Consider the following 24,528-nt stretch of genomic DNA (forward strand, 5'->3'; position numbering starts at 1 on the left):
GGTTCCCTCAGTGGTCGTCGCCCATGGCCTGGTCGGGGAGGAGGAGACCGGAGCTGCGGAGGCCGCTCAGGGCCTCGGCGACGGCGGTCATGCGATCGGCGACGTCGGAGAGTTCGCGGCGCAGTTCTATGACGCGCCGCTCCAGCGCCACGGCCTGGGCGGTGAGCGCCGCGGCGGTGGCCGAAGTGTCGGGGTGGTGGTCGGCGGATCGGGTCATCACAGGGCCTCCGGGCCGAGTTGCAGCGCGGAGACGCTGAGTTCGAGCCGCGCCTTGTCGCTGAGCAGCACGCCTCCGGTCTCCAGGGGGACGTTCCAGTTGAGGCCCCAGTCCGAACGCCGGAGGACGGCCGAGCCCTCGAAGCCGACCCGCCGCTGCCCGTCGGTGTCGCGGGCGGTGCCGCCGTAGTCGAGGTCGATGTGCAGCGGCAGTTCGACGTCCTTGATCCTGAGGTTCCCCGTCATGCGGAAGCGGTCCTCGTCCAGCGGGACGACCGCGGTGGAGCGGAAGACCATGAGGGGGAACGTCGCCGAGTCCAGGAAGTCGGGGCCGGTGATGTGGGAGTCCCGCGCCCGGACGCCGGTGTCCAGGCTGCCGGTCTGCACGCTCACGTGGGCCTCCGAACGGGCCGGATGGAGCGCGTCGAGCCGGAGGAACCCCTCGAACGCGGTGAATCTGCCCCGCACGTTGGCGACCATGGCGTGCCGGACGGAGAAGCCGACCGCGCTGTGGACCGGGTCGATGACGTACGCACCGGTCAGTTCCTCGTGCGGACGGGCGCCGGGGACGGTGGTTTCCGCGCAATTCCTGGGCATGGCGGGTCGACCTCTTCGTACGGGTGGGTCGGGGACGGCTGCGGTGGCCCCCACCGGGGGCAGGGGCCACCCGCGGAGGATTACCGCTGCTGCTGGGCGAACCAGTCGGCGAAGCGGGTCGCGGCGAGCTGCGCGCCGGCGCCGGGGACGAGCGAGTCGTCCTGCAGCACGGACCCGTAGTACGGGGCCTGCGGGTCCGCGACGACCTTGCGGGGGTCGTTCTGGGCGGTGAGCACGTCACGGACCAGCTCGTCGAACCGGAACACGTCCGGGCCGGCGATCTCCACCACGCCGTTCAGGGGCGTGCCGGCCGCGGTGCGGGCGACGGCCGTGGCCACGTCGTCGGAGTAGATGGGCTGGAACTTCACGGGCGCGATGCGCACCGTGTCGCCCTCGGTCCCCGCGTCCGCGATGCCGTTCACGAACTCGAAGAACTGCGTGGCGTGGACGATGGAGTAGGGCATGCCCGACGCCTTGATCAGCTCCTCCTGCGCCAGCTTGGCGCGGAAGTAGCCGTTGTCCGGGAGCCGGTCGGTGCCGACGATGGAGAGCGCGACGTGGTGGACGACACCCGCCTTGGCGTTCGCCTCCATGAGGTTGCCGGTGCAGGTGCGGAAGAAGTTCATCACGGCGTCGTCCTCCCACGAGGGCGAGTTGGAGACGTCGACCACGACCTGCGCGCCCTGCAGGACCTCGGCGAGACCCTCGCCGGTCAGGGTGTTGACGCCGGTGTTGGGGGAGGCCGCGACGGCCTCGTGCCCGTGCGCGTTGAGCTTGCTGACGACCTTCGAGCCGATCAGCCCGGTTCCGCCGATGACTACGACCTTCATGATGGGGTCCTCTCGGATGTTCTCGTGCGTGACGCGCAAGGCGCGGTGCGGCGCCCACCGGCACCGGCCGGTGTCTCTTCGCTGGGAAAGACCGGGCAGCGGAGCCGTTTGTGACAGGGGCCCGGCACGCCGGGCCCCGGGTCGCTCACAGGACGCGTCCGGTCGTCACTCGACCAGCTTGCCTTCGGTGGAGACCTCCTGCATCAGCGCGGTGATCTCCTCGGGGATGGCCGGGATGCTCTCCCGGGTGACGCCGGTCTTCGGGGACCAGACGAGGTTGACCCGCAGCGCGGGATCCTGCGCCGGGTAGTCGCTGCGGTTGTGGCAGCCGCGGGTCTCACGCCGCTCCAGCGCCGATTCCAGCGTGGCACGCGCCGCCAGGGCCGCCGACTTGAGGTCGAAGGCGTGCGCGAGGTCCTGGAAGCCGGCGATGTCGGGGTGGACACCGACGGACTCCATCCGCTTCTCGATGAGGTCGAGTTCCGCCAGACCGGCCCGCAGGCCCACCTCGTCGCGCACCACGCCCGCGTGCTCGGTCATGGTGTTGCGGATGGCGCGCTGCAGGGCGCGGACGTTCTCCGGCCCGTCCGCCGCCACCAGGTCGTCGACCTCGGCGCGGGCCTGCGCCACCGCCGCCGCCGAGCGCGGCTGCGAGGTCAGTCCCAGCGAGTAGGCGGCGGCCGCCTGACCCGTGATGCGACCGAAGACCAGCAGCTCGATGAGGCTGTTGCCGCCCAGGCGGTTCGCGCCGTGCAGGCCGCTGGACGCCTCGCCGATGGCGTACAGGCCGCGGACGTCGGTGCTGTGGTCCTCGGGCCGCACCCAGACGCCGCCCATCGAGTAGTGCGCGGTGGGCGCGATCTCGATCGGGTCGCGGGTGATGTCCAGCATCTGCAGGTCCAGCAGCGTCTGGTAGACCCGGGGGAGCCGGTTCATGATGGTCTGCCGCGGCAGGTGGGAGACGTCCAGCCACACGGCTCCCTTGGGGGTGCCGCGGCCCTCCTTGATCTCCGTGTACGAGGCGAGGGCGACGCGGTCGCGGGTGGACAGCTCCATCCGCTCGGGGTCGTAGCGGCTCATGAACCGCTCCCCGAGCGCGTTGCGCAGGATGCCGCCCTCACCGCGGGCGGCCTCGCTGACGAGCGTGCCGGCCGCGTTCTCCGGCTCGATGATGCCGGAGGGGTGGAACTGGACGAGCTCGGCGTCGCGCAGCCGCGCGCCGGCCTCCACGGCCAGACGGAACGAGTCACCGGTGTTCTCGTCGCGCCGGGAGGAGGTGCGCCGCCAGATCCGGGTGTGGCCGCCGGCCGCGAGGATGACGGCGTCGGCGTGGATGAGGTAGCGCGTGCCGTCGGTGAGGTCGAAGCCGTACGCGCCGAACACGGCGCCGTCGTGTTCGAGGATGCGGGTGATGTAGACGCCGTCGAGCACCGGGATGTCGAGCTGCTCGGCCCGCCGCACGAGCGTGCGCTGGATCTCCAGGCCGGTGTAGTCGCCGGCGAAGGCGGTGCGGCGGTACTTGTGCGCGCCGAAGAAGCGCTGCGAGATCCGGCCGTCCTCCTCCCTGGCGAAGGCCATGCCGTACCGCTCCAGGTCGTCGATGCCCAGGGCCGCACCCTGGGTGACGATCTCCACGGTGCGGGGGTCGGCCAGCAGGTAGCTCTCCTTGAGCGTGTCCGCGGCGTGCTGCTGCCAGCTGTCCTCGGGGTCCATCGTGGCGAGCGCGGCGTTGATGCCTCCGGCCGCCAGGGCCGTGTGGGCGTCGTCCTTGGGCCGCTTGCCGACCGCGAGGACGTCGACACCGGCCTCCGCCAGTTCGATCGCCGCTCGCAGTCCTGCTCCTCCGGTGCCGATCACCAGCACCATGGTGGAAATGTGTCGTTCAGTGAGGGCCACGGTCTGCTCCGATCGACTTGGTTGTCACCCCATACGACCGGGCGGTCAAGCCATCTGTGACACCGGTTCCCGCCCGCCGGGCAACGCGCGGCAGGGCGTCCGAAAGGGCGTGGGACGACCGGGGCACCCGGCCGTCCCACGCCCACGGGGCCGGGTCGTCAGGCGACGACGCGGTCCAGGGGCACGTCCGGGTCGGCGAGGCGCGCGTCGTCGACCGCGGCGCGCGAGGTGATCAGGTCGCGGACCGGCTCGACGACGTCCCACACGTTGACGTTCATGCCGGCCAGGATGCGGTTCCCCGACATCCAGAAGGCGATGAACTCCCGTGCCGCCCGGTCGCCGCGGAAGACGACGCGGTCGTAGCCGCCGGGCTCCACGTAGCCGGTGTACTCCATGCCCAGGTCGTACTGGTCGGTGTAGAAGTACGGCAGCCGGTCGTAGACGGCGTCCTTGCCGAGCATGGCCTGCGCGGCGGTGGCCGGCTGGTTGAGCGCGTTGGCCCAGTGCTCGACGCGGATGTGGCGATCGAGGAACGGGTGGTAGGCGTTGGCGACGTCGCCCGCGGCGAAGACGTCCGGTGACGAGGTCCGCAGGTGCGCGTCGGTGACGACGCCGTTGCGCACCTCCAGCCCGGCCGCCTCGGCGAGCTGGACGTTGGGGGTGATGCCGACACCCACGACCACGGCGTCCGCGGGGAGGTGGGTGCCGTCGGCGAGCTGCACCCCGTCGGCGCGGCCGCCGGTGCCGGTGATGCGCTCCACCGTCACGCCGTGGCGCAGCACCACGCCGTGGTCGGTGTGCAGGCCCGCGAAGACCTCGGCGGCCTCGCGCCCGAGGACCCTGAGCAGCGGCAGCTCCTCGTGCTCCAGCACCGTCACCTCCGCCCCGGCCTGCTTGGCGGCGGCGGCGGTCTCCAGGCCGATCCACCCGGCGCCGATGACGACGATCCGCGCGCCCGCGGTGAACGCCTCCTTGAGCCGCTCGCTGTCGCCCACACGGCGCAGGTACAGCACGTTGTCCAGGTCCGCCCCGGGGACGGGCAGGCGGCGCGGGGTCGAACCGGTGGCCAGGAGCAGCTTCGTCCAGGGCATGCGGCGCCCGCCGTCGAGCTCCACCTCCTTGGCGCCGGCGTCGAGGCCGGTCACCGTCGTGCCGAGCATCAGGTCGACGTCGTGCTTGTCGTACCACTCGTCGGGATGCACGAAGATCGAGTCGCGCGTCTCCTTGCCGAGCAGATAGCCCTTCGAGAGCGGCGGGCGGACGTAGGGCTTGTCCCGTTCGTCGCCGATGAGGACGAGCCGGCCGTCGTAGCCGTTCTCCCGCAGAGCCTCCGCCGCCTTGCCCGCGGCCAGACCGCCTCCGACGATCACGAAAGTGTTCTCAGGGGACACAATGCACCTCATCTCGGATGTCGCATGCTGCGAACCGTGTACGGAGAGTCAACCACCAGACCGCTCGGCACTCCGTCGTGTGACACAGCCGGTCGTGTCGCCCGGCCTCCGGGCGGGCGCCTTGTCACGACGTCAGGGGTGTTCCGGTCATACAGCTGATCGAAGGACGCCCGGGGCAGCCGGCCCACCGGTCCGTCCCCGCAGCGACCGAGGAGCAGAAGGTGGCCTACGTCATCGCGCAGCCCTGCGTCGACGTCAAGGACCGGGCCTGCGTCGCCGAGTGTCCGGTGGACTGCATCTACGAGGGCGGCCGGACGCTCTACATCAACCCCGTCGAATGCGTGGACTGCCGTGCGTGCGAGCCCGTGTGCCCGGTCGAGGCGATCTTCCGCGCGGACGACCTCCCGGAGGAGTGGGCTCACTACAGGGAGGTCAACGCCGAGTACTTCGAGCCCACTTCGGGCTCCGGCGGGCACGGCAGGCCGCTGGTCGGCGACGGGGACCACGCCTTCGTGGCCCGGTTGCCGCCGCAGCGGTCCCGCAAGAAGGACATCGCCCTCTTCGCCATCGGCAAGGAGGAGGCCGAGGAGGCCGACCTGTGGTTCCCGTCGTGACGGCCCCGGGCGGCGAGCGCCGGTGATTCCCTTCGCTCGCGACCGGCTGCGGTACGCAAGGCCCGCGCGGCAGGGCCCCCGCGTGGTCGAAGTCGGCCCCCAGGACCTCGAACGCACCGTGGCCATGCACCTCAGGTGCTCGGCCCGCACCCTGTGGAGCCGGTACCACCGCGCGATGGGCGATCCCCGTACCTACCTGCGCACCCTGCTGTCCAGGCCCGGGGCCGTGCACCTGGCCGTGCAGCAGCCGGCCGGCGACATCGTGGCCGTGGGCCACCTGATGCCGGACCGCGGGAACGCGGAGGCGGCGCTGCTCGTCGAGGACGCGTGGCAGAACAGCGGGCTCGGCAGCCGCCTGCTGCGCGACCTCGGGCACCGTGCCGTCGGCGCCGGGTGGAAGGAGGTCTACGGCCTCGTCCTGCCCGGCGACGAGAAGATCCCCGCGATCCTGTCGCACACCTCCGTCCCCCTCCACACCCTGCACGAGGAGGGCGTGACGACCGTCTGGGCGGAGACCGGCGACATAGCGGCCGCGGAGGCGTCCACCGACGCGGGCGCGCGGTGATCCGGCGCCGCGGGAGTGCCGGATGCGGGGCTGTCTGTCACAGATCCGGGTGTTGTCCGGTCACAACCCCGGAAGACGCAAATCGGTCATTCCGCCCACCCCCGCCTGCCTGAGGACGAGACTTCGATGACCTGCACGGACGCGGTGACACTCGGTAAGCACGTGAACACGCCCGGGATATCCGACTCGGCGTTCGCGCTCTTCGACGAGCGGGGAACGGTCGTCGCGTGGACGCCGGCCGCCGAGCGCCTGGTCGGACACTCCGCCGGAGACGTGGTCGGCCTGCCCGCCGCGCTGGTGCTGCCGTCCTTCGGGGAGACCCCGTCGATGTCGGACTTCGTCAAGCAGTGCCGTGCCGAGAACGGCTGGCCGGGCACGACGGCGGTGTCCCACCAGGACGGGCGCACGATCGACGTCACCCTGCGGATCACGATGCTGCAGGGCCGGAACGGCACGACACGCTGGCTCGCGACCCTGACCGACACCGGCGTGCTGTCCGGGGACGCGCTGAGCGGATCGGTGTGGGGGCCGCTCCTCGCACGCGCGCCCATCGGAGTCGTCATCCGCGACCCGCAGCTGCGGTGCGCCTTCGTCAACGACGTCATGGAGGACCACGACGGCATCCCCGGCGACGACCGACTCGGACGACGGTTCGTCGACGTGCTGGCCGGCGCCAAGGCGGGCGCACTCGAGGCCGTGATGCGGCAGGTCCTGAAGAGCGGTACCACCAAGGTGCACGAGTACCGGACCTGGCTGCCGGTGAGCAGGGGCCGGGAGCACCCGTTCGCGGCGTCGTTCCACTGCCTCCAGGGCGCCGACGGCGAATCGCTGGGGGTCTGCGTCATCAGCGCCGACGTCGTCGAGAGCCGGCTCGCGCGCGAGCGCCTCGCCGCCGTCGGCGAGGCCAGTACGCGTCTGGGCAGCACCCTGGACGTGATGCAGACCAGCCAGGAACTGGCCGAGCTCGCCGTACCGCTGCTCGCGGACTACGTCGCCGTGGACCTGGAGCAGTCCGTGCCGTTCAGCGAGGGACCGCCGGTGCGCATCGACCCGACGGGCGAACGCCTCCCCGTTCTGCGACGTGCCGGCCTGGCCACGATCCACCAGGGAACCCCCGAATCCGCGTGGGTGCGCGGCGAACCGGTCAACGTGCCGCCCGGCTCACCGTTCGCCCACGTCCTGAGCACGGGCAGGTCCCACCTGGAGCCGATCCTGGACGTCGCCCCGGGGATCTGGATCGACCAGGACCCGGCCCTGGCCGCGAGGATCCGCAAGAACGGGGTCCACTCGCTGATGGTCGTCCCGATCCGCGCCCGGCGCGCACTGCTGGGCGTGGTGTTGTTCATCCGCACCGCGGACCCCGAGCCGTTCCAGGACGTCGACCTGCTGCTGGCCGAGGAACTCGTCGGGCGTGCCGCACTGGCACTGGACAACGCGCGCCAGTACGCACGCGAGCACACCGCGGCCCTCACCCTCCAGCGCAACCTGCTCCCGCGCCGGCTGAGGGGCGGTATGGCCGTCGACGCGGCATCGCGCTACCTGCCCGCCGACATGGACCACGGGGTGGGCGGCGACTGGTTCGACGTCATCCCGCTGTCCGGCGCCCGCGTCGCCCTCGTCGTCGGTGACGTGGTCGGTCACGGTCTGCACGCCGCCGCGACGATGGGCACGCTCCGCGCCGCCGTCCGCACGCTGGCCGACATGGAACTGCCCCCCGCCGAACTGCTGACCCGCCTCGACGACACGGTCCAGAGACTGGTCGAGGAGGACACCGACCCCGCGGACCAGACACCCGCCGTCGTGGGCGCCACCTGCCTGTACGCCGTCTACGACCCGGCCACCCGGGTGTGCACCATGGCCCGGGCCGGGCACCCCCCGCCCGCCATCGTCGACCACGGGGGCCGGGTCACCTTCCCCGACCTCCCCACCGGAGCGCCCCTGGGCATCGGCCTCGGGGACCCCTTCGAGGCCGTGGAGCTGGAACTGCCCGAGGGAAGCCTGATCGCCCTCTACACCGACGGCCTGATCGAGAGCCGCGGCGGCGACATCGAGGAAGGGATGGACCGCCTGGGCGCCGCCCTCGGGGATCCGGGCCGGTCCCTGGAGGAGCTCTGCACCCGCGCGACGGAGTCGCTCCCCGCGCAGGTGCCGTGCGACGACGTCACCCTGCTCCTGGTCAGGACCCGGTCGCTCAACTCGGCCCACATCGCCTCCTGGACGCTGCCCGCCGACGAGACCGCCGTCCGCCGCGCCCGGAAGCTGGCCGCCGGCCAGCTGACCGCCTGGGGCCTGGACGGGCTCGAGCACTCCACGAAGCTGCTCGTGAGCGAGCTGGTCACCAACGCCGTGCGCCACGGCGCCGGCCCGATCGGCCTGCGCCTGATCCGGCACCAGGCCCTGACCTGCGAGGTGTCCGACACCGACGTCTGCGCCCCGCGCCTGCGCAGCGTGGACTCCATGGACGAGAACGGCCGCGGCCTCTTCCTGGTCGCCCAGATGTCCCGTCGCTGGGGATCCCGCTCGGCGCTGAACGGCAAGGTCGTCTGGGCAGAACTGGACGTGGCCGCCTCGGCCGCGTAGGGACCGGCCGCCGCGACCACCGGCCGCATGTGGCATCGTCGTAGGCCCAACCCCGCTCGCGAGGGACAGGAGACCGATGTGGCGCAGACGACGCCGGCTGAGGTGATGGCCGAGCTGGACGCGCTCGAGGACCCGAAGGCCCGCGCGGTGAACGAGCGGCACGGCGACGACCACGGCGTGAACCTCGGCAAGCTGCGCGCCCTTGCGAAGCGCCTGAAGACGCAGCAGGAACTCGCGTGCGGGCTCTGGGAGACGGACGACACCGCGGCGCGACTGCTGGCGATCCTGATCTGCCGCCCCAAGGTGTTCGGGCGGGGCGAGCTGGACGTCATGCTGCGCGAGGCGCGCGCACCCAAGGTGCACGACTGGCTCGTGAACTACGTGGTGAAGAAGAACCCGCACGCCGAAGAGCTGCGCGTGGCCTGGCTGGCCGACCCGGATCCCGTGGTGGCGAGCGCCGGATGGGCGCTGACCACCGAACGCGTGGCGAAGAAGCCCGACGGCCTCGACCTCCCGGGGCTGCTCGACGCCATCGAGGCGGACATGAAGGACGCCCCGGACCGCCTGCAGTGGGCGATGAACCACTGCCTGGCCCAGATCGGGATCGAGCACCCCGAGCACCGCACCCGCGCCGTCGGCATCGGCGAGCGCCTGGAGGTGCTCAAGGACTACCCGACCTCCCCCGGGTGCACGTCCCCGTTCGTGCCCGTCTGGATCACCGAGATGGTGCGCCGGCAGCACGATGCGGCGGTGGGCTGACCCGCCGAGCGGCTGTTGCGGGGCTTCCCGTGGATCAGGCCCGCAGGTAGGCCAGGACGGCCAGGACGCGGCGGTGGGTCTCGTCGGCCGGAGGGAGGTCGAGCTTGGCGAGGATGCTGCCGATGTGCTTGCCCACGGCCGCCTCGGAGACGACCAGGTGGCGCGCGATCGCGCCGTTCGACCTGCCCTCCGCGACCAGCGCCAGCACCTCCCGCTCACGCGGGGTGAGCCGCTCCAGCGGATCGCGGCGGCGGCGCAGCAACTGCCGTACGACCTCGGGGTCGACGACCGTGCCGCCCGCGGCGACCTCGCACAGCGCGTCGACGAACTCCTCGACCTGGCCGACCCGGTCCTTCAGCAGGTATCCGAGGCCCGTTCCGTCGCCGGAGTCCAGCAACTCGGCGGCGTAGGCGCGCTGCACGTACTGGCTGAGGACGAGGACGGGCAGGGTGGGCCGCTTCTGCCGCAGCAGCACCGCGGCCCGCAGGCCCTCGTCCTGGAATCCGGGCGGCATGCGGATGTCCGTCACCACCACATCGGGGGAGTGCTCGTCGACGGCCGCGACCAGCGCGCCGGCGTCGCCCACGGCGGCCACCACCTCGTGCCCGCAGCGGTCGAGGAGGCCGGTCAGCCCGTCCCGCAGCAGGACGCTGTCCTCGGCCAGCACTACGCGGAGCGCTCGGTCCACTCGCAAGGAATCTCCACACGCAGCAGGGTCGGTCCGCCCCGGGGGCTGGACAGGGAGAGTCTGCCATCCAGTACGGACACCCGGTCGGCGAGCCCGGTCAGCCCGCTGCCCGCAGCGGGCTCGGCGCCGCCCCGGCCGTCGTCGCGCACCTGGAGGAAGAGCCGCCCGTCGCGGTGCCCGCCGCTCACCTCGGCGCGGTCGGCGGCGCTGTGCCGGGCGACGTTGGCGAGGGCCTCGCGGACCACGAAGTACGCGGCGGCCTCGACCGCCCGGGGCAGCCGCCCGGGCAGTTCCAGGTCCACGTCGACGGGGACGGCCGAGCGGTCGGCGGCGTCGGCCACGGCCGCGCCCAGGCCGAAGTCGGCCAGGACCCGGGGGTGGATGCCGTTGATGAGCTCGCGCAGTTCCTCCAGGGCCCTGCCCGCCTCCTCGTGGGCCTCGGCGAGCCGGTCGGCCAGCGGACCGGGCGGCGCGTCCAGCCGTGCCAGGCCCAGGGCCATGGACAGGGCGACGAGGCGTTGCTGCGCCCCGTCGTGCAGGTCGCGCTCGATCCTGCGCCGCTCCGCCTCGAAGGCGTCCACCAGGCGCACGCGGGAGCGGGTCAGTTCGACGATCCGGGCGCCCGGGTCACGGTCGCGCGGGGCGACGAGGAGCCGGGCGAGGCCGGCCCGGGCGCCCGCGGCGACGCCCAGCACATAGGCGCCGAGAGCGAGCAGCAGCAGTCCCAGGACGGCTGTGCCCCACGCCGTGGGCCACGTGGTGACCGTCCACTGCTTGAGCACCTTCGCCTCGTGCCCCTGCCCGACGGTGGCCATCAGCACCGGAGTCGCGACCAGGGAGACCGGCACGGCCAGCGCGACGGTGACGAGGAGGGCGTCCACCGGCCACAGCAGACCCGCGAACAGCAGGGCGTAGCCGAGCTCCCGCCAGGTCGCCCGCTCCCGCAGCCGGGTGGTCAGCCAGGCCCACAACCCTCCCTCGGCGGGCGGCACATGGGGCCCCGGCGCGGGATCACCGTCGACCAGGCGCAGCCGGCACCGCTCCAGCACGGCGACGGGAAGGCCCGCCAGCGCGGTGAGCACGAGCAGCGGCAGGCCCACCAGCACGACCGCGAGGGCGGCACCGACGGCCGCCGCGGTCACGATCCCCGCGAGGGTGACGGCGCCCGCGGCCACCCCGGTCAGCAGGTACGCCAGCGAGCGCCACGGCCACGCGGACAGCAGGAAGCCCGGTCCTGACATCGCCTGCCACACATTCCTGGGTTGCATGCGGATCACCGTAGGACCCGGGCGCGGGCCCGGACCATCGGGCCGGCGGGAGGACCGGGGGTATGCCTGGCCCTACCCCGGCTCTCGCCCCTGCCGCACTGCGCCGGACCCGCCGCACGGGATTTCGTGGAGCCGTCCGGGAGGCGCCGCGTCCCGGAGCACTCCGCCCCGCCGGGCGCGGCGGAGGACCGGCAACGAAGGAGTGGGGACAGATGAACGACGACGCCATCCGATTGCGCTCCGTCAGCAGGCGGCACGGCTGCGGCGACAGCGCCGTGACGGCCCTCGACGAGGTCTCCCTCGCCTTCCCCAGGGGATCCTTCACCGCCGTGATGGGGCCCTCCGGCTCGGGCAAGTCGACCCTCCTGCAGTGCGCCGCGGGCCTGGACCGGCCCACGTCGGGGTCGGTCCACCTCGGCGACACCGATCTCACCGGGCTCGGTGAGAGGCAGTTGACCCTGCTGCGCCGTGAACGCATCGGGTTCGTCTTCCAGTCGTTCAACCTGCTGCCGTCGCTGACCGCCGAGCAGAACGCAGCGCTGCCGCTGCGCCTGGCCGGCCGCCGGCCCTCCCGGGCGCGGGTGCGTGACGTGCTGCGCCAGGTGGGGCTCGGTGACCGCGCCGGGCACCGGCCGTCGGAGCTGTCCGGCGGGCAGCAGCAACGCGTGGCCCTGGCACGCGCGTTGATCACGCGCCCCGAGGTGCTGTTCGGCGACGAACCGACCGGCGCCCTGGACTCGCGGACCAGCCGCGAGGTGCTGACCCTGCTGCGCGGCATGGCCGACCACGAGGGCCAGACCGTCGTGATGGTCACCCACGACCCGGTGGCCGCCTCCTACGCCGACCGCGTCGTGTTCCTCGTCGACGGCCGCGTCAACGGCGAACTGGCCGCGGCGGGCGCCGACGCCATCGCCGCGCGCATGACCGGGCTGGAGGCCGTGCCGTGCTGAGCCTCGCCCTGCACACCCTGCGCACCCGCTGGGTCACCTTCGCCGGCAGCTTCGTCGCGCTGTCGCTGGGGGTCGCGCTGCTGGCCGTGATGGGACTGGTCCTCGCCTCCTCCCAGGACGCGCCCGAACGGGGGCCGGAGCGCTTCGCCGCGGCGCCGGTCGTGGTCCGCGGTCAGGACACCCTGCGCGTGCCCACGCCGAGGGGCGAGCGGACGCAGCCGCTCGCGCAGCCGCGTTCCGTACCCGCCGCGACCGTGGCCGGGCTGCGGCGGCTCGGCACGGTCGTCGAGGACCGGTCCTTCCCCGTACGGGCCGAGGGCGGGCCCGGCGACCTGGTGGGCCACCCCTGGTCCACCGCCGCGTTCGCCCCGTACCGGCTCGGTGCGGGACGCGCGCCCCGCGCCGCCGACGAGGTCGTCGTGACCGGCGGCTGGGCCACGCCGGGCGCACGCGTGCGCACCGACCGGGGCACCGTCCGCGTCGTGGGCATCGTGCCCGGCCGCGGGTTCGAGCACGCCGTGTTCTACACCGACGCGCGCGCCGCCCGACTGTGCCCCGTCAGCGTGCAGTTGGTGGCCGCCGCGGACGCCGCCGCGGTACGGGACGCCGTCCGCGGCAGCGGCGCCCGGGTCCTCACCGGGAACGACCGCCGTCACGCCGACGCCGACCCCGGCCGGGACACCGAGGCGGTGACCGCGCTGAACGCCCTGTTCGGCACCGCCGGCGGCGTCACCGCCTTCGTGTCGGTGTTCGTCGTGGCGTCCACGTTCGCCTTCGCGGTCGCCCAGCGCCGCCGCGAGTTCGGGCTGCTGCGCACCGCGGGCGCCACGCCGGGCCGGCTGCGCCGCATGGTGCTGACCGAGTCCCTGCTGGTCGGCGTGCTCGCCTCGGCGGCGGGCTGCGCGCTCGGCGGGTACGCCGCGCCGTGGCTGGCCGCGTCGGTGGTCGACGGCGGACTGGCGCCGGGCTGGTTCACCATCGGCGACCACACCTGGCCGTACCACGCCGCGTTCTGGACGGGCCTGCTCGTCGCCCTCGGCGGGGCGGCCGCGGCCTCGTGGCGGGCCGGCCGTACCGGCCCGGCGCAGGCGCTGCGCGAGGCCTCCGTGGACACCGGGGCGATGACGTGGGGCCGGTGGCTGTCCGGCGGCGGGCTGCTGCTGACCGCCGTGGTGACCCTCTGCGTCACGCTGTACGGCGACCCCGGCGACCTGCTGCACCGCAAGACGTACGTGAGCCGGCCGATGCTGCTGATCACCGCGACCGCGCTGCTCGCACCCGTCGTGCTGCGCCCGCTGACCCGGCTGCTCGCGCGGGCCTCGGGCCTGCTGCCCGGCGCGGCCGGCATGCTGGTGGGCGAGAACGCCGCCGCCGGCGTGCGCCGTACCGCCGCGGTCGCCTCGCCCGTGCTGGTGATGGTCGCCCTCACGGGCTCACTCCTCGGCGCCACCGCCACGCTCGGCCGTGCCGAGGCCGCCGAGGCACGCGAGCGGACCACCGCCGCCTTCGTCCTCGTCGCACCGGACGGCGCGGGCTTCGGCACCCGGACCCTGGAGCGTCTGCGCGACGTCCCCAGGACGCAGGTGTCACCGACCGCGTCGAGCGCGGTGTACGTCCTGGAGGACGGCCCGGCGCTGATCAGGTCCGATGCGCACGCCGCCGACCCCCGGGCCCTCGCCGCCACCAGCCGGCTGCCGCTCGTCGCGGGGAAGGTGAGCGACCTGGACGACGGGTCGATCGTCGTCAACGAGGAATGGGAACGCCACTCCGTCGGGCAGAGCGTCCGGGTGTGGCTCGGGAACGGCACTGGCAGGACGCTGCGCATCGCGGCGGTGATGGCCACCGGCACGGGCGGGAACGGCGTCTACGTCACCCCCGCCAACGCCCCCGGCGCTCCCGTCGACCGGGTGGACGTCGCCCTGGCCCACGGCGCCGACCCCGGCGCGGTGGCCGCCGCGCTGCGCGAGGCGGTGCAGCCGTCCGGCGGCCGGGTGCTCACCCGGGACGCGTGGCTCGCGGCCGGCCGGCCGGAGAACGACCGCACGACCCGGCTCGGCTTCCTGCTCGTCCTCGGCATCGCCCTGCTCTACACCGCCATCTCCCTGGTCAACACCATGGTGATGGCCACCTCCGATCGGGTGCGCGAGCTGGCCGTGCTGCGGCTGGCCGGGGCCACGCGGCGGCAGGTGCTGCGGCTGGTGGGCGCCGAGTCCCTGGTGGTCGTCGCGGTCGGCGCGCTGCTCGGCCTGGCCGTCGCCGCGCTCAACCTCGCCGGGATGCGCTGCGCGCTGGCCCTGCTGTCGGTGGACAGCCCGATCGCACTGCCGTGGACGGCCGTCGGTGCGGCCGTCGGCGCGTGCGCGGTGCTCGCGGTCGCCGCCGCGACCGTCCCGGCCGCGCTGGCCGTGCGGGGCCCGGCGGCGGCACTCGCCGGGATGCGGGAGTGAACCCCGCGCCGGGCCCTCGGCGACGTTCACACCGAGGGCCCGCGGGGACACGGAGACGTCCGTGTCCCCGGTGGGCGCGTCAGGCCTGCCAGCCGTATCGGCCGCGGGCCTGCTCCACCGTCTGCGGGGTGACCGCTCCGGCGCGCGCCAACCGGTCCAGGGCGGCCATCACGATCGACCCGGCGTCCACCCGGAAGTAGCGGCGAGCCGCCTCCCGGGTGTCCGACAGGCCGAAGCCGTCCGTGCCGAGGGAGGAGTAGTCCTGCTCGATCCACTGGCTGATCTGGTCGGGCACCTGCCGCATCCAGTCGCTGACCGCCAGGACGGGCCCGGGCGCCCCCGACAGCGCCGAGGTCACGTACGGGACGCGCTCCTCACCACCGATCCGCTGCCGGTCGGCGTCGAGCGCGTCGCGGCGCAGCTCCGTCCAGGAGGTCACCGACCAGACGTCCGCCTGCACCCCCCACTCGGACGCGAGGAGCTCCTGGGCCTCCAGCGCCCAGTGGATCGCCGTGCCGGAGGACAGCAGCTGGATCCGTGGCCCGGCGCCGGGGGACTGCGCCTGCCGGAAGCGGTAGATGCCCCGCAGGATCCCCTCCTCGACCGACGGCCCGTCGGGCATCGCAGGCTGCCGCTTCGACTCGTTGTAGACCGTCAGGTAGTAGAAGACGTCCTCGGGCCGGTCGCCGTACATCCGCCGCAGCCCCTCCCTGACGATCACGGCGATCTCGAAGGCGAACGCAGGGTCGTAGCTCACGGCGGCGGGGTTGGTGGAGGCCAGCAGGTGCGAGTGCCCGTCGGCGTGCTGCAGGCCCTCGCCCGTCATCGTCGTACGCCCCGCGGTCGCGCCGACCACGAAGCCCCGCCCCAACTGGTCGGCCAGGGCCCAGAACTGGTCGCCCGTCCGCTGGAACCCGAACATCGCGTAGAAGATGTAGAACGGGATCATGGGCTCGCCGTGCGTGGCGTAGGCGGTCGCGGCGGCCGTGAACTGCGCCAGCGACCCGGCCTCGGTGATCCCCTCGTCGATCAGCTGCCCGTTCTCGGCCTCGCGGTAGTGCAGCAACTGGTCGGCGTCGACGGGCTCGTAGGTCTGGCCGTCGGGGGAGTAGATCCCGGCCGTCGGGAAGAGGGACTCCATGCCGAAGGTCCGCGCCTCGTCGGGGACGATCGGCACCCAGCGCCGCCCCGTGTCGGGGTCGCGCATGAGGTCCTTGACCAGCCGCACGAGCGCCATGGTGGTGGCCACCTCCTGCTTGCCGAAGCCCTTGCGCAGGGCCTCGAAGGGCGCGGCCGGCGGCTGCTCCAGCGGCTTGGCGACCACCCTGCGCACCGGCGCGGGGCCGCCCAGGGCCGCCCGCCGCTCCCGCAGGTAGCGCACCTCCTCGGAGTCCTCGCCGGGGTGCCAGTACGGCACCAGGTCCCCGCTCAGCGCGCTGTCCGGGATGGGCAGCTCCAGCGTGTCGCGCATCCGGCGGAACTGCGCCATCGTCAGCTTCTTCATCTGGTGGTTGGCGTTGCGCGACTCGAAGTCGGAGCCCAGGGTGTGCCCCTTGACGGTCTGGGCGAGGACGACGGTCGGCGCGCCCCGGTGCTCCACGGCGGCGCGGTAGGCGGCGTACACCTTCAGGGGCTCGTGACCGCCCCGGGACTCGGTGAACAGCTCGGCTATCCGTCCGTCGGTCAGGCCCGCCGCGATGCGGGTCAGCGCGTCGCCGGTGAAGAAGTGCTCGCGTGCGTAGGCCGCGTCCCGCGCGGCGTACGTCTGCATCTGGGCGTCGGGCACCTCGCCGAGCCGCCGCACCAGGGCCCCCTCCGTGTCCTGCGCCAGCAGCGGGTCCCAAGCCTCGCCCCACAGGGACTTGACCACGTTCCAGCCCGCGCCGCGGAACCGTCCCTCGAGTTCCCGCACGATGCTGGAGTTGGACCGCACCGGCCCGTCCAGGCGCTGCAGGTTGCAGTTGACGACGAAGGTCAGGTTGTCGAGACCCTCGCGCGCGGCGAGCGCCAGCGCGGCCAGCGACTCGGGCTCGTCCACCTCGCCGTCCCCGAGGAACGCCCACACCCGCGACGCCGACGTGTCCTTGATGCCGCGGGCGTGGAGGTAGCGGTTGAACCTGGCCTGGTAGACGGCCGCGAGAGGGCCGAGACCCATGGAGACCGTGGGGAACTCCCACAGCCACGGCAGGCGCCGGGGGTGGGGGTAGGACGGCAGGCCGTGGCCGTCGGCCTCGCGGCGGTAGCCGTCCAGTTGCTCCTCGCGCAGCCGGCCCTCCAGGAACGCGCGGGCGTAGATGCCGGGTGACGCGTGCCCCTGCACGTACAGCTGGTCGCCCGAACCTCCCCCGGAGCCTCCGGCCCGGGAGGACCCCCAGTCCTTGCCCTTGAAGAAGTGCTGGAAGCCCACCTCGTAGAGCCAGGCCGCCGACGCGTACGTCGCGATGTGGCCCCCCAGGCCCAGGCGGGAGGCGCGGGTGACCATGGCCGCCGCGTTCCACCGGTTCAGCGCGGTGATCCGGGACTCCATGGCGAGGTCGCCGGGGAAGGCCGGCTGGGCCGCCGCGGGGATCGTGTTGACGGGTTCCGTGGACAGCAGCCCGGGGACCGGCACCCCGGACGCCGCCGCGTACTCGTGGACGCGCCGCAGCAGGTAGGCGGCCCGGTCGGGCCCGGCGTGCCGGATGACGGCGTCGAACGACGCCCGCCATTCCGCGGTCTCCTCGGCGTCGCGGTCGGGCAACCGGTCGAGCGGGCTGGTCGAGGGGGACTGCGCGGACTGCGCCGGATCACTCATGGCGGCCTTCCTGTCGGGACATGGGGAGGGGAGGGCGGCGGCCGCGGAGGGGGACTCGCGGACGGCGGCCGCCGGAGAGGGGGCGGTGCGGGGCGGGCGCGGGCGGTGCCGCGGGTGCCGCGGGCGTCACCGTTGCGTGAGCCACTCGCGGAACGTCGTGTGGCCCACGTGGGCGTCCGCTCCGGGGAGCAGGGACCGTCGCTGCAGCTCGGCGCCGAAGAACCACGCGTGCTCGTCGGTGACGACCTTCCGGTCGTCGCCCGTGGCGGTCAGCAGCTCGGCGGTGAGCTCGTCGAGCGCGAACTCCTGCGGCCCGGCGACCTCCAGGGTGCCGAACAGCGGCACTCCCACCGCCACGCGCGCGACCGCCGCCGCGATGTCGTCCGCCGACACGGGCCGCACCAGTGCGGGCGCGACGCGCACCTCGCCGCCCTGGTCCGCGCCCGCCACGGCCATCGCCTCGACGCACTCGAAGGACAGGGCGGCACGGACGATCGAGTGGGGGACCGGGGAGCGCCGCACCTGCTCCTCCAGCAGCAGCTTCGCGCGGAAGTAGCCCGACAGCAGCCGCTCGGCCCCCATGAAGGAGAGGACCACGTGGTGCTCGGCCCCCGCCGCCTCGGCCGCGGCCAGCAGGCGCGCGGTGGCGGTGCGGAAGTACTGCAGGCTGACCGGTTCGGCGGGCGAGGGCGTGTCGGTGACGTCGACCACGATGTCGGCGCCGCGCAGCGCTTCGGCGAGGTCCCTGTCCGTGACGGCTCCGGGCCGGTCGCAGTCGGGCAGGGGGACGACCTCCACCCCGTGGTCCCGCAGCCTGGCGACCGTCCTGGAACCGAGCAGACCGCCGGCCCCTGCGACAACGACTCTCATCCGGGTCCCTTTCGTCCGCGGGGCCGTAGGCCCTCCGATGTCCTCGTGACGGCGCAGCCGGCCGCTCCACCTGCTGTGACCGCGCCCGCGCCGCGGTTGTGACACCACCGGACGCTCCTGCGAGCGGTGGGGGAGGCGGGAACGAGGGGGACGTCACACCAGCGGGTGCTGTCCGGTCGTATGGAGGAGCAGCTACGTCCGCCCGGACAGGACGACGGTGGCCACCGCCGGTCGATGTCGGTACATCGGCCGCGCGTGACGGCGACATACCATCATTTCTGCACAATTCGGGCACAACCATGGAGGTGCAGCGCAGTGTCGGAGACACAGGGCAGCAGCAACGAGCAGCCGCGGTCGGAGGCCTGGAAGACGGCGGTGACGATGCTGCAGGACGCCAAGCCGCCCTTCATCCCCGAGGGCGCCTCGGGGATGACGATCGCCGTCGAGTGGCCCCCCGGCGACCCCGGGACCCCGCCCCACCGCCACTCCGGGCCGGCCTTCGGGTACGTGCTCGAAGGAGCGGTCCGGTTCGAGCTCGAAGGCGAGCCGGAACGGATCGTCGAGGCCGGTGGGACCTTCTGGGAGCCGGGCGGGGACGTCATCCACTACCAGGACGGCAACGCCCTGCCGGACGCGCGGACCCGGTTCGTCGTGACCATGCTGTGCGCGCCCGGCCAGCCGATGCTCACCCTGGTCGACGACGGGGAACTCGCCCAGCGCGCCCACCTGCGCGCCCCGCGCCCGCCGCGGACCGGCGCGTGACCACTTCCGCACCGGACGGCGGAGCGCAGCAGGAGTGCGGGCCGCGCTACGGCGGGCTGCGGGCCGACGCGGTGCGCAACCGCCGCAGGATCCGTACGGCCGCCGCCGACCTGCTCGCCGAACAGGGCGCGGGCGTGTCGCTTGACCGGATAGCCCGCCTGGCCGGGGTCAGCAACGCGACGCTCTACCGCCACTACGCCAGCCGGGAGGAACTGCTGACCGACGTGGCCGAGCAGATCGCGGCCGTGGCCGCGGCCGCCGAAGCACGGCTGGCCACGAGCGATCCCCTGGTCGCGTTCCGCGGTTTCCTGGAAGCCCTGGCGTCCGCGCGGCCGGCCGCCCTGTACTGCCTGCCCGAAGGGGCCGCCGAGGGGCCGCGGGCCCGTGTGGCCGGCGCGACGCGGCGGCTGCTGTCCCGCGCGCAGCGTTCGGGACGCGTACGTGAAGACATCACCGCCGAGGACGTCCTCGCCGTCGTGGCGCAGCTCGGCCGCCCCCTGCCGGGCGCCACCTGGCGGGCCACCGAGGACAGGTGCCCGCGCCTGGTCCGGCAGTACGTGGACGGCCTGGTCGTGCCCGCCTCCCGGACGCCGCACGAGCCGTACCACCTGCCCCGGCGTTGAGCCCGGCGCATTCCGCGCCTTCCCCGCCCCCGGCCGGATCACCGGCCGGGGGCGGCGCGTCATTTCCGGCGCGGGGCGGTCAGCGCGACGCCCCCTGCGGAACGGCGTGCTTCAGCACGAAGCCGGCCACGACGTCCGCGAACTCCCCGGGGCGCTCGAAGTGCGCCAGGTGGCCTGTGTCCTCGAGGACGGCAAGCTGCGCACCGGGGATCCGCTCGTGGATCATCCGCGCCCACCGCGGTCCGCAGATGAAGTCGTCCGCGCCGACCAGCACCAGGGTGGGCGTCGTGATGCCGGACAGCCGCTCCCGGACGTCGAAGGCGGGACCCTCGCCGAGGGAGGGTTCGGCGTACATGCGCAGCGACCCGCGCGCGGGCCCGAACTCGTCCTCGCGTCCCCAGTAGTCGACGACGTACGCCGGCAGGATCGTCCGCAGGCAGTCGGTGGCGCCGTCGTCGTCGAGCTGCCCGAGCGGCGCCGTCAGGGCCTCCACGTAGGTGGCCACCTCGGGGTGGTCCGCCACATGACGGCGGGCGAACCGCTCCATGTTGGCCACGGCGTCGGCCCAGAACTCCTCGCCGGTCACCGGGGACGTGTCGTACAGGACGAGGGAGGCGAGGTGCTCCGGGTGGTCCAGCGCGTACTGCTGGGCGACGAAACCGCCGTACGAATGGCCGAGCAGCGTCACCGAGGGCTGCGCGAGGTGCTCGATCACACCGTTCACGAAGTGCGTGTACGTCGCCAAGGTGTAATCGCGCGGGTCGGGCAGGCGCCCGGACTCGCCGGTGCCGACGGGCTCGACGTACACCATCGTGAACGCACGCTCCAGGAGCGGCATCCGCAGGTACTCCCAGCCGATGCCGGGCCCGCCCGAGAGGGCGACGCACACCGGGCCCCCGGCGCCGGCCACGTGATAGCGCTGCGCGACGGCGGCGCCCTTGTGGTCGATGGTGATCGTGTGCGTACCCGGGGCGAGTGGCCCGCCCGTGCCGTCGGCGGCGCGAGGGAGGGCAGCGGGCACGGAGGAAGAGTTCACACTGTTCACATGTTGTGTCACAGTGTCAGTCTATGTCCGCGTCCGGGCGCGTGAGGCCCGGCAGGCCGGGCAGGCCGCGCAGGGACTCGTTCACGGCTTCCAGCCGGGCGTCCACCGCGGTGATCTCCTCCTGCAGCCGATGGACGTGCGCCTCCAGGGCGGCGGCCTCGGCGGCCAGTGACATGACGATCGCCCGTACGTCGGGGGCGCCATCGGTGTTCGGGAGCATCGTTGTCCTTCCAGGCGGATCAGCCGTCGAGACGCGAACGGCCGGAGGAGGGGGGCAGGGGAAACCCCCTCCTCCGGCCGCTCACCCGGCGCGGAGCGCCGGTCAAGCACACTCTCGACAGATCAGCCGTCGGGATTGTGACAACGACGCGCCAGGGGTTCGTGGCCCCGGGCCGTCAGCCGGCGGCCCGGTAGAGGCCGCGCCCGGCGCGCTGGACCCTGGAGCCGCCCACCAGCCGGTCGAGCGTGCTGCGCACCGCGTTGATGCTGCCCGCGTCCTCGTCCCGGCCGAGAGCCGCCGCCACCTCGCGCGCCCGCACGTCCGACCCGCCCGTTGTGGCCAGGTAGTCGAGGATCTGCTCGGTGAGCCTGCCGTAGCCGCCCGCTGCGGAAGCGCCGTTCCGTTCCGCCGTGCCGTCCTCGGCCTCCCCGACCTGGGCCTCCCCGGGCCTCGCCTCCTCGGCCCTGATTTCCTCGACCTCCACGACGGGAGGCTGCCGTTCCTCGGTCTGGGTGCTCGCGGCCGCGACGGCGGGAGCCGTGACCGCCAGGTGGCCGAGGGCGCCGAGAGCCCTTCGCACCGATCCCAGGTGGGCGACGACCGCCGCCAACTCCCGTTCGAGTGCCTGCTTCTGCAGCTCGAGGCGCTGCAGTTCTCCCTGCAGGGCTCCGGCCGTGACCTGGAGATCCTCGGTCGTGTGCGCTGTGGAGACCATGTGTCCTCTCATTCCCGGCCCCTGGGGGCCAACGTCCGCGCACACAGATTAGTACGGCGAACACACGCGGTGACCACCTGGAGCTTCAACGGCGGTGCCCCGGACTACGGATCCACCACGGTGACCTCGCCGACGTCCTCGGCGTCGGCCGCGGAGAGCAGCGCCCGGGTCAGATCGGGGAACCGCTCGTCCAGCTCGGCACGACGCAGCGTGACGTAGCAGCGCGTCCCCTCCTGGCGGGTCCGTGTGATGCCGGCCTCGCGCAGGATCTTCAGATGGTGGCTCAAGGTGGACTTGGCGACGGGCGCCCGCAACTGGCCCCACCCGCGTTCCCTGCCGTCGGCCAGCACACGCACGATCCCGATCCGTGTCGGATCGCTGAGCGCGGCGAGGACGCGCGGCAGGCTCATCTCGCTCGCCTCGTGGGAATGCTGGTCCGCCATGGGGTCACGATAACCCGAATGTTCGAAGAATGTCGAACCCCGACCGGAGGCGGCCTACCCCCGGCGCGCCCGGTACAGGCCACGGCCCGCACGGTCCACGCGCGACGCCCCCACGAGGCGGTCCAGTGTGCTCCGGACGGCGTTGATGCTGCCACTGTCGCCGTCACGCCCGAGGGCCGCGGCGACGTCGCGGGCACGCACCTCGGTGTCACCGGCCTGCTCGAAGAAGTCCATGATCTGCTCGGTGAGCCTGCCGTACGTCGTGCCGGTGTCGGCAGGGGCCGTCACGTCCGAAGGAACGGGGGCGGCGGCCTCAGGGGTGCGGATGACCGCCTGGAGGGCGCCCAGGGCCCGCTGCACCGAACCGAGGTGCGCCACGACCGCGGCGAGCTCCCTCTCCAGGGCCTGCCTCTGGGCCTCGAGACGGACCAGATCCTCATGGAGGCTCTCCGCGGTGTGCTCGACGTTCCGCGCCGTCCGGGTCACCGAAGCCATGTGATCCCCTCACCTCCGTGCGTTCCGCGTTCACACGGATGCACATGGTGCCGACCGATGGGCACCGTTCGTATCCCAATTTACGCGCCGAGGGGCGTGATGTCCCCACTCTTCGGGGAAGCCGTGGGTCAGTCGGTGGGGGTGATGTGGCCGTCGCGCAGTTCCAGGACGCGGTCGGCGAGGGCGAGGAGTTGGGGGTCGTGGGTGGCGACGAGGGCGGTGACGCCTTCGCTGTGGACGACGGCGCGCAGGAGTTCCATGACGGCGCGGCCGGTGTCGGCGTCGAGCTGGCCGGTGGGTTCGTCGGCGATGATCAGGGCGGGGCGGTTGGCCAGGGCGCGGGCGATGGCGACGCGTTGCTGCTGGCCGCCGGACATCTCGCCGGGGCGCTGGCCGGCGTGGCCTTGGAGGCCGACCAGGGAGAGCAGGAGGGCGACGCGTTCTTCGCGTTCGCGGCGGGGGGTGTTGCGCAGTCGCAGGGGGACGCCGACGTTCTCGGCGGCGGTGAGGATGGGCAGCAGGCCGAAGGACTGGAAGACGAAGCCCATGCGGTCGCGGCGCAGGGCCAGCAGGTCGCGTTCGCCCAGGCCGTTCAGGACGGTGCCGTCGACGGTGACGCGGCCGGCGTCGGCGCGGTCCAGGCCGCCGATGATGTTCAGCAGGGTCGTCTTGCCTGAGCCCGAGCGGCCCTTGAGCGCGACCAGTTCACCCCGGGCCACGGAGAAGGACACCCCGCCCAGGGCGTGCACCGCGGTGTCCCCGGTGCCGAAGGTGCGCACCAGGTCCTCGACCACGACCATCGCCTCGGAGGCCGCCCCGTCGCCCGCCGGGCCCTCACGCCGTTCCAGCAGTCCCTCGCTCATGCCCGCCAGCATAAGGGGAGGTCACCGCCGACAAGGAAGGGCCGTCACCGCACTGCTGTGGCGTGTGACACGTGTGACACCATGCCTGAGCGAGAGCGCAGACGAAGGAGACGCCTTGGGCGCGGCGAGCACGGAGGCACTGGCACGGGTCACCGCCAACTTCCGCCAGTACTTGACGGGGTGGGGCCGGACACAGCGAGCTGACGGCGACCTCGACCGCTATCGCAGCGGTCTCGCCACGCCGCAGTTCAACGGCGTGGTCCGGGTACGGTCCCTGGACGCGGTCGCGCAGGCCGTGACCGCCGCGCGCACCGAACTCGCGGGCGTCCCCTGGTGGTGGTGGGCCGGCCCGGACAGCCCCGAAGGCACCCCCGCCGCCCTGACCCGGCACGGCGCGGTCCCGCTCGGCGCCCTGCCCCTGATGGTGCGGCCCCTCGACCGCGCCCCGGACCTCCCGGCCCCCCAGGACCCTCCCGCCGGTCTGGTCGTCGAGGCGGTGGAGACCCCGGACCGGCTGGCCGAACTGGTCCGCACGTACCGCACCTCCATGGGCATCGCGCCCGAGCTGCAGCCCGGCCTCGTCCGGTCCGAGGCCCGGCGCGCGGACAACGCGGACATCGTCCGCCTCGCCGCCGTGCTGGACGGTGACGTCGTCGGCACGACGGTGCTCATCACGGCGCACGACGTGGCCGGCGTCTTCCTCGTCCACGTCGCCGCGTCCCGCCGCCGCCGCGGCATCGGCGCCGCACTGACCTCGGCCGCCCTCCGCGTCGCCCACGACCGGGGCACCCACCTGGCCGCCCTCATCGCGAGCCCGACCGGTGAACCCCTCTACCGCCGCTTCGGGTTCACCACGGTCGCCGAGTACCGGCTCTTCACCCTGCCCGCCTGACTCCC

At 73.4% G+C, this 24,528-nt stretch carries 24 protein-coding genes; 9 read left to right on the forward strand and 15 right to left on the reverse strand.

The window, feature by feature from the left end; all coding sequences use genetic code 11:
• Window positions 1–7: 7 nt before the first annotated feature.
• The 5 genes from OG937_40545 to OG937_40565 form a co-directional block, all read right to left on the reverse strand.
• A complete protein-coding gene (locus tag OG937_40545) occupies window positions 8–217 on the reverse strand; it encodes a hypothetical protein (GenBank protein ID WUD77557.1) in 210 nt (69 codons plus the stop codon).
• Complete coding sequence (locus OG937_40550) at window positions 217–813, reverse strand: YceI family protein (protein ID WUD77558.1); 597 nt, start codon at window positions 811–813, stop codon at window positions 217–219. The genes OG937_40545 and OG937_40550 overlap by 1 nt, the downstream gene beginning before the upstream one ends.
• An 80-nt stretch (window positions 814–893) precedes the next feature.
• Window positions 894–1,643: an SDR family oxidoreductase gene (locus tag OG937_40555; protein ID WUD77559.1), complete on the reverse strand. Its 750-nt coding sequence runs from the start codon at window positions 1,641–1,643 to the stop codon at window positions 894–896.
• Between the two features lie 165 nt (window positions 1,644–1,808).
• Entirely contained in the window at window positions 1,809–3,509 is a 1,701-nt protein-coding gene (locus tag OG937_40560; protein ID WUD77560.1) for an FAD-binding protein, read from the reverse strand.
• 188 nt (window positions 3,510–3,697) lie between these two features.
• The gene (locus OG937_40565; protein WUD77561.1) at window positions 3,698–4,942 is read right to left on the reverse strand and encodes an FAD-dependent oxidoreductase; all 1,245 of its coding nucleotides are present in this window, start codon (window positions 4,940–4,942) and stop codon (window positions 3,698–3,700) included.
• A gap of 209 nt (window positions 4,943–5,151) precedes the next feature.
• On the opposite strand from OG937_40565, the gene OG937_40570 reads away from it, so the two are divergent.
• The 4 genes from OG937_40570 (at window position 5,152) to OG937_40585 (ending at window position 9,448) form a co-directional block, all read left to right on the forward strand.
• Window positions 5,152–5,544, forward strand: coding sequence for a 4Fe-4S binding protein (locus tag OG937_40570; protein WUD77562.1), 393 nt, complete (start codon window positions 5,152–5,154; stop codon window positions 5,542–5,544).
• An 82-nt stretch (window positions 5,545–5,626) separates the two neighbouring features.
• Window positions 5,627–6,109 (forward strand): N-acetyltransferase, encoded by a 483-nt coding sequence (locus OG937_40575; GenBank protein WUD77563.1) that lies wholly within the window; start codon window positions 5,627–5,629, stop codon window positions 6,107–6,109.
• A gap of 126 nt (window positions 6,110–6,235) precedes the next feature.
• On the forward strand, window positions 6,236–8,689 hold the full coding sequence (locus tag OG937_40580) for a PAS domain-containing SpoIIE family protein phosphatase/ATP-binding protein (protein ID WUD77564.1): 2,454 nt from the start codon (window positions 6,236–6,238) through the stop codon (window positions 8,687–8,689).
• A gap of 105 nt (window positions 8,690–8,794) precedes the next feature.
• Window positions 8,795–9,448, forward strand: coding sequence for a DNA alkylation repair protein (locus tag OG937_40585; GenBank protein ID WUD79030.1), 654 nt, complete (start codon window positions 8,795–8,797; stop codon window positions 9,446–9,448).
• 34 nt (window positions 9,449–9,482) lie between these two features.
• Here the strand turns inward: OG937_40585 and OG937_40590 are convergent, their stop codons facing one another.
• Window positions 9,483–10,115 carry a response regulator transcription factor gene (locus OG937_40590; GenBank protein WUD79031.1) on the reverse strand — a complete coding sequence of 211 codons (633 nt, stop codon included), beginning with the start codon at window positions 10,113–10,115 and terminating at the stop codon, window positions 9,483–9,485.
• Complete coding sequence (locus tag OG937_40595; protein ID WUD77565.1) at window positions 10,115–11,404, reverse strand: sensor domain-containing protein; 1,290 nt, start codon at window positions 11,402–11,404, stop codon at window positions 10,115–10,117. The genes OG937_40590 and OG937_40595 overlap by 1 nt, the downstream gene beginning before the upstream one ends.
• 212 nt (window positions 11,405–11,616) lie before the next feature.
• Here OG937_40595 and OG937_40600 point away from each other — a divergent pair, with 212 nt between their 5' ends.
• On the forward strand, window positions 11,617–12,354 hold the full coding sequence (locus tag OG937_40600; GenBank protein WUD77566.1) for an ABC transporter ATP-binding protein: 738 nt from the start codon (window positions 11,617–11,619) through the stop codon (window positions 12,352–12,354).
• Window positions 12,348–14,801, forward strand: a complete 2,454-nt coding sequence (locus tag OG937_40605; GenBank protein ID WUD77567.1) for an FtsX-like permease family protein — start codon at window positions 12,348–12,350, stop codon at window positions 14,799–14,801. The genes OG937_40600 and OG937_40605 overlap by 7 nt, the downstream gene beginning before the upstream one ends.
• Before the next feature lie 79 nt (window positions 14,802–14,880).
• On the opposite strand, the gene aceE is transcribed toward OG937_40605, so the two are convergent.
• A complete protein-coding gene (gene aceE / locus OG937_40610) occupies window positions 14,881–17,595 on the reverse strand; it encodes a pyruvate dehydrogenase (acetyl-transferring), homodimeric type (protein WUD77568.1) in 2,715 nt (904 codons plus the stop codon).
• Window positions 17,596–17,721: 126 nt separating this feature from the next.
• Window positions 17,722–18,465: an NAD(P)H-binding protein gene (locus OG937_40615; GenBank protein ID WUD77569.1), complete on the reverse strand. Its 744-nt coding sequence runs from the start codon at window positions 18,463–18,465 to the stop codon at window positions 17,722–17,724.
• 381 nt (window positions 18,466–18,846) lie between these two features.
• Here OG937_40615 and OG937_40620 point away from each other — a divergent pair, with 381 nt between their 5' ends.
• A complete protein-coding gene (locus OG937_40620; GenBank protein WUD79032.1) occupies window positions 18,847–19,227 on the forward strand; it encodes a cupin domain-containing protein in 381 nt (126 codons plus the stop codon).
• Complete coding sequence (locus tag OG937_40625) at window positions 19,224–19,850, forward strand: TetR/AcrR family transcriptional regulator (GenBank protein ID WUD77570.1); 627 nt, start codon at window positions 19,224–19,226, stop codon at window positions 19,848–19,850. Before OG937_40620 ends, OG937_40625 begins: the two co-directional genes overlap by 4 nt.
• A 79-nt stretch (window positions 19,851–19,929) precedes the next feature.
• On the opposite strand, the gene OG937_40630 is transcribed toward OG937_40625, so the two are convergent.
• The 6 genes from OG937_40630 to OG937_40655 all read right to left on the reverse strand — a co-directional run bounded on the left by OG937_40630 (window position 19,930) and on the right by OG937_40655 (window position 23,568).
• On the reverse strand, window positions 19,930–20,871 hold the full coding sequence (locus tag OG937_40630; protein ID WUD77571.1) for an alpha/beta hydrolase: 942 nt from the start codon (window positions 20,869–20,871) through the stop codon (window positions 19,930–19,932).
• Window positions 20,872–20,911: 40 nt separating this feature from the next.
• Window positions 20,912–21,115, reverse strand: coding sequence for a hypothetical protein (locus OG937_40635; protein WUD77572.1), 204 nt, complete (start codon window positions 21,113–21,115; stop codon window positions 20,912–20,914).
• A gap of 175 nt (window positions 21,116–21,290) precedes the next feature.
• Window positions 21,291–21,830: a hypothetical protein gene (locus tag OG937_40640; protein ID WUD77573.1), complete on the reverse strand. Its 540-nt coding sequence runs from the start codon at window positions 21,828–21,830 to the stop codon at window positions 21,291–21,293.
• 104 nt (window positions 21,831–21,934) lie between these two features.
• Entirely contained in the window at window positions 21,935–22,273 is a 339-nt protein-coding gene (locus OG937_40645; protein ID WUD77574.1) for a metalloregulator ArsR/SmtB family transcription factor, read from the reverse strand.
• A 54-nt stretch (window positions 22,274–22,327) separates the two neighbouring features.
• Entirely contained in the window at window positions 22,328–22,768 is a 441-nt protein-coding gene (locus OG937_40650) for a hypothetical protein (GenBank protein ID WUD77575.1), read from the reverse strand.
• A 128-nt stretch (window positions 22,769–22,896) separates the two neighbouring features.
• Window positions 22,897–23,568 carry an ABC transporter ATP-binding protein gene (locus OG937_40655; GenBank protein WUD79033.1) on the reverse strand — a complete coding sequence of 224 codons (672 nt, stop codon included), beginning with the start codon at window positions 23,566–23,568 and terminating at the stop codon, window positions 22,897–22,899.
• Window positions 23,569–23,746: 178 nt separating this feature from the next.
• On the opposite strand from OG937_40655, the gene OG937_40660 reads away from it, so the two are divergent.
• A complete protein-coding gene (locus OG937_40660; protein ID WUD77576.1) occupies window positions 23,747–24,523 on the forward strand; it encodes a GNAT family N-acetyltransferase in 777 nt (258 codons plus the stop codon).
• The last annotated feature ends 5 nt before the right edge of the window (window positions 24,524–24,528 follow it).

It is taken from the genome of Streptomyces sp. NBC_00510, assembly GCA_036013505.1.
Lineage (GTDB): Bacteria > Actinomycetota > Actinomycetes > Streptomycetales > Streptomycetaceae > Actinacidiphila.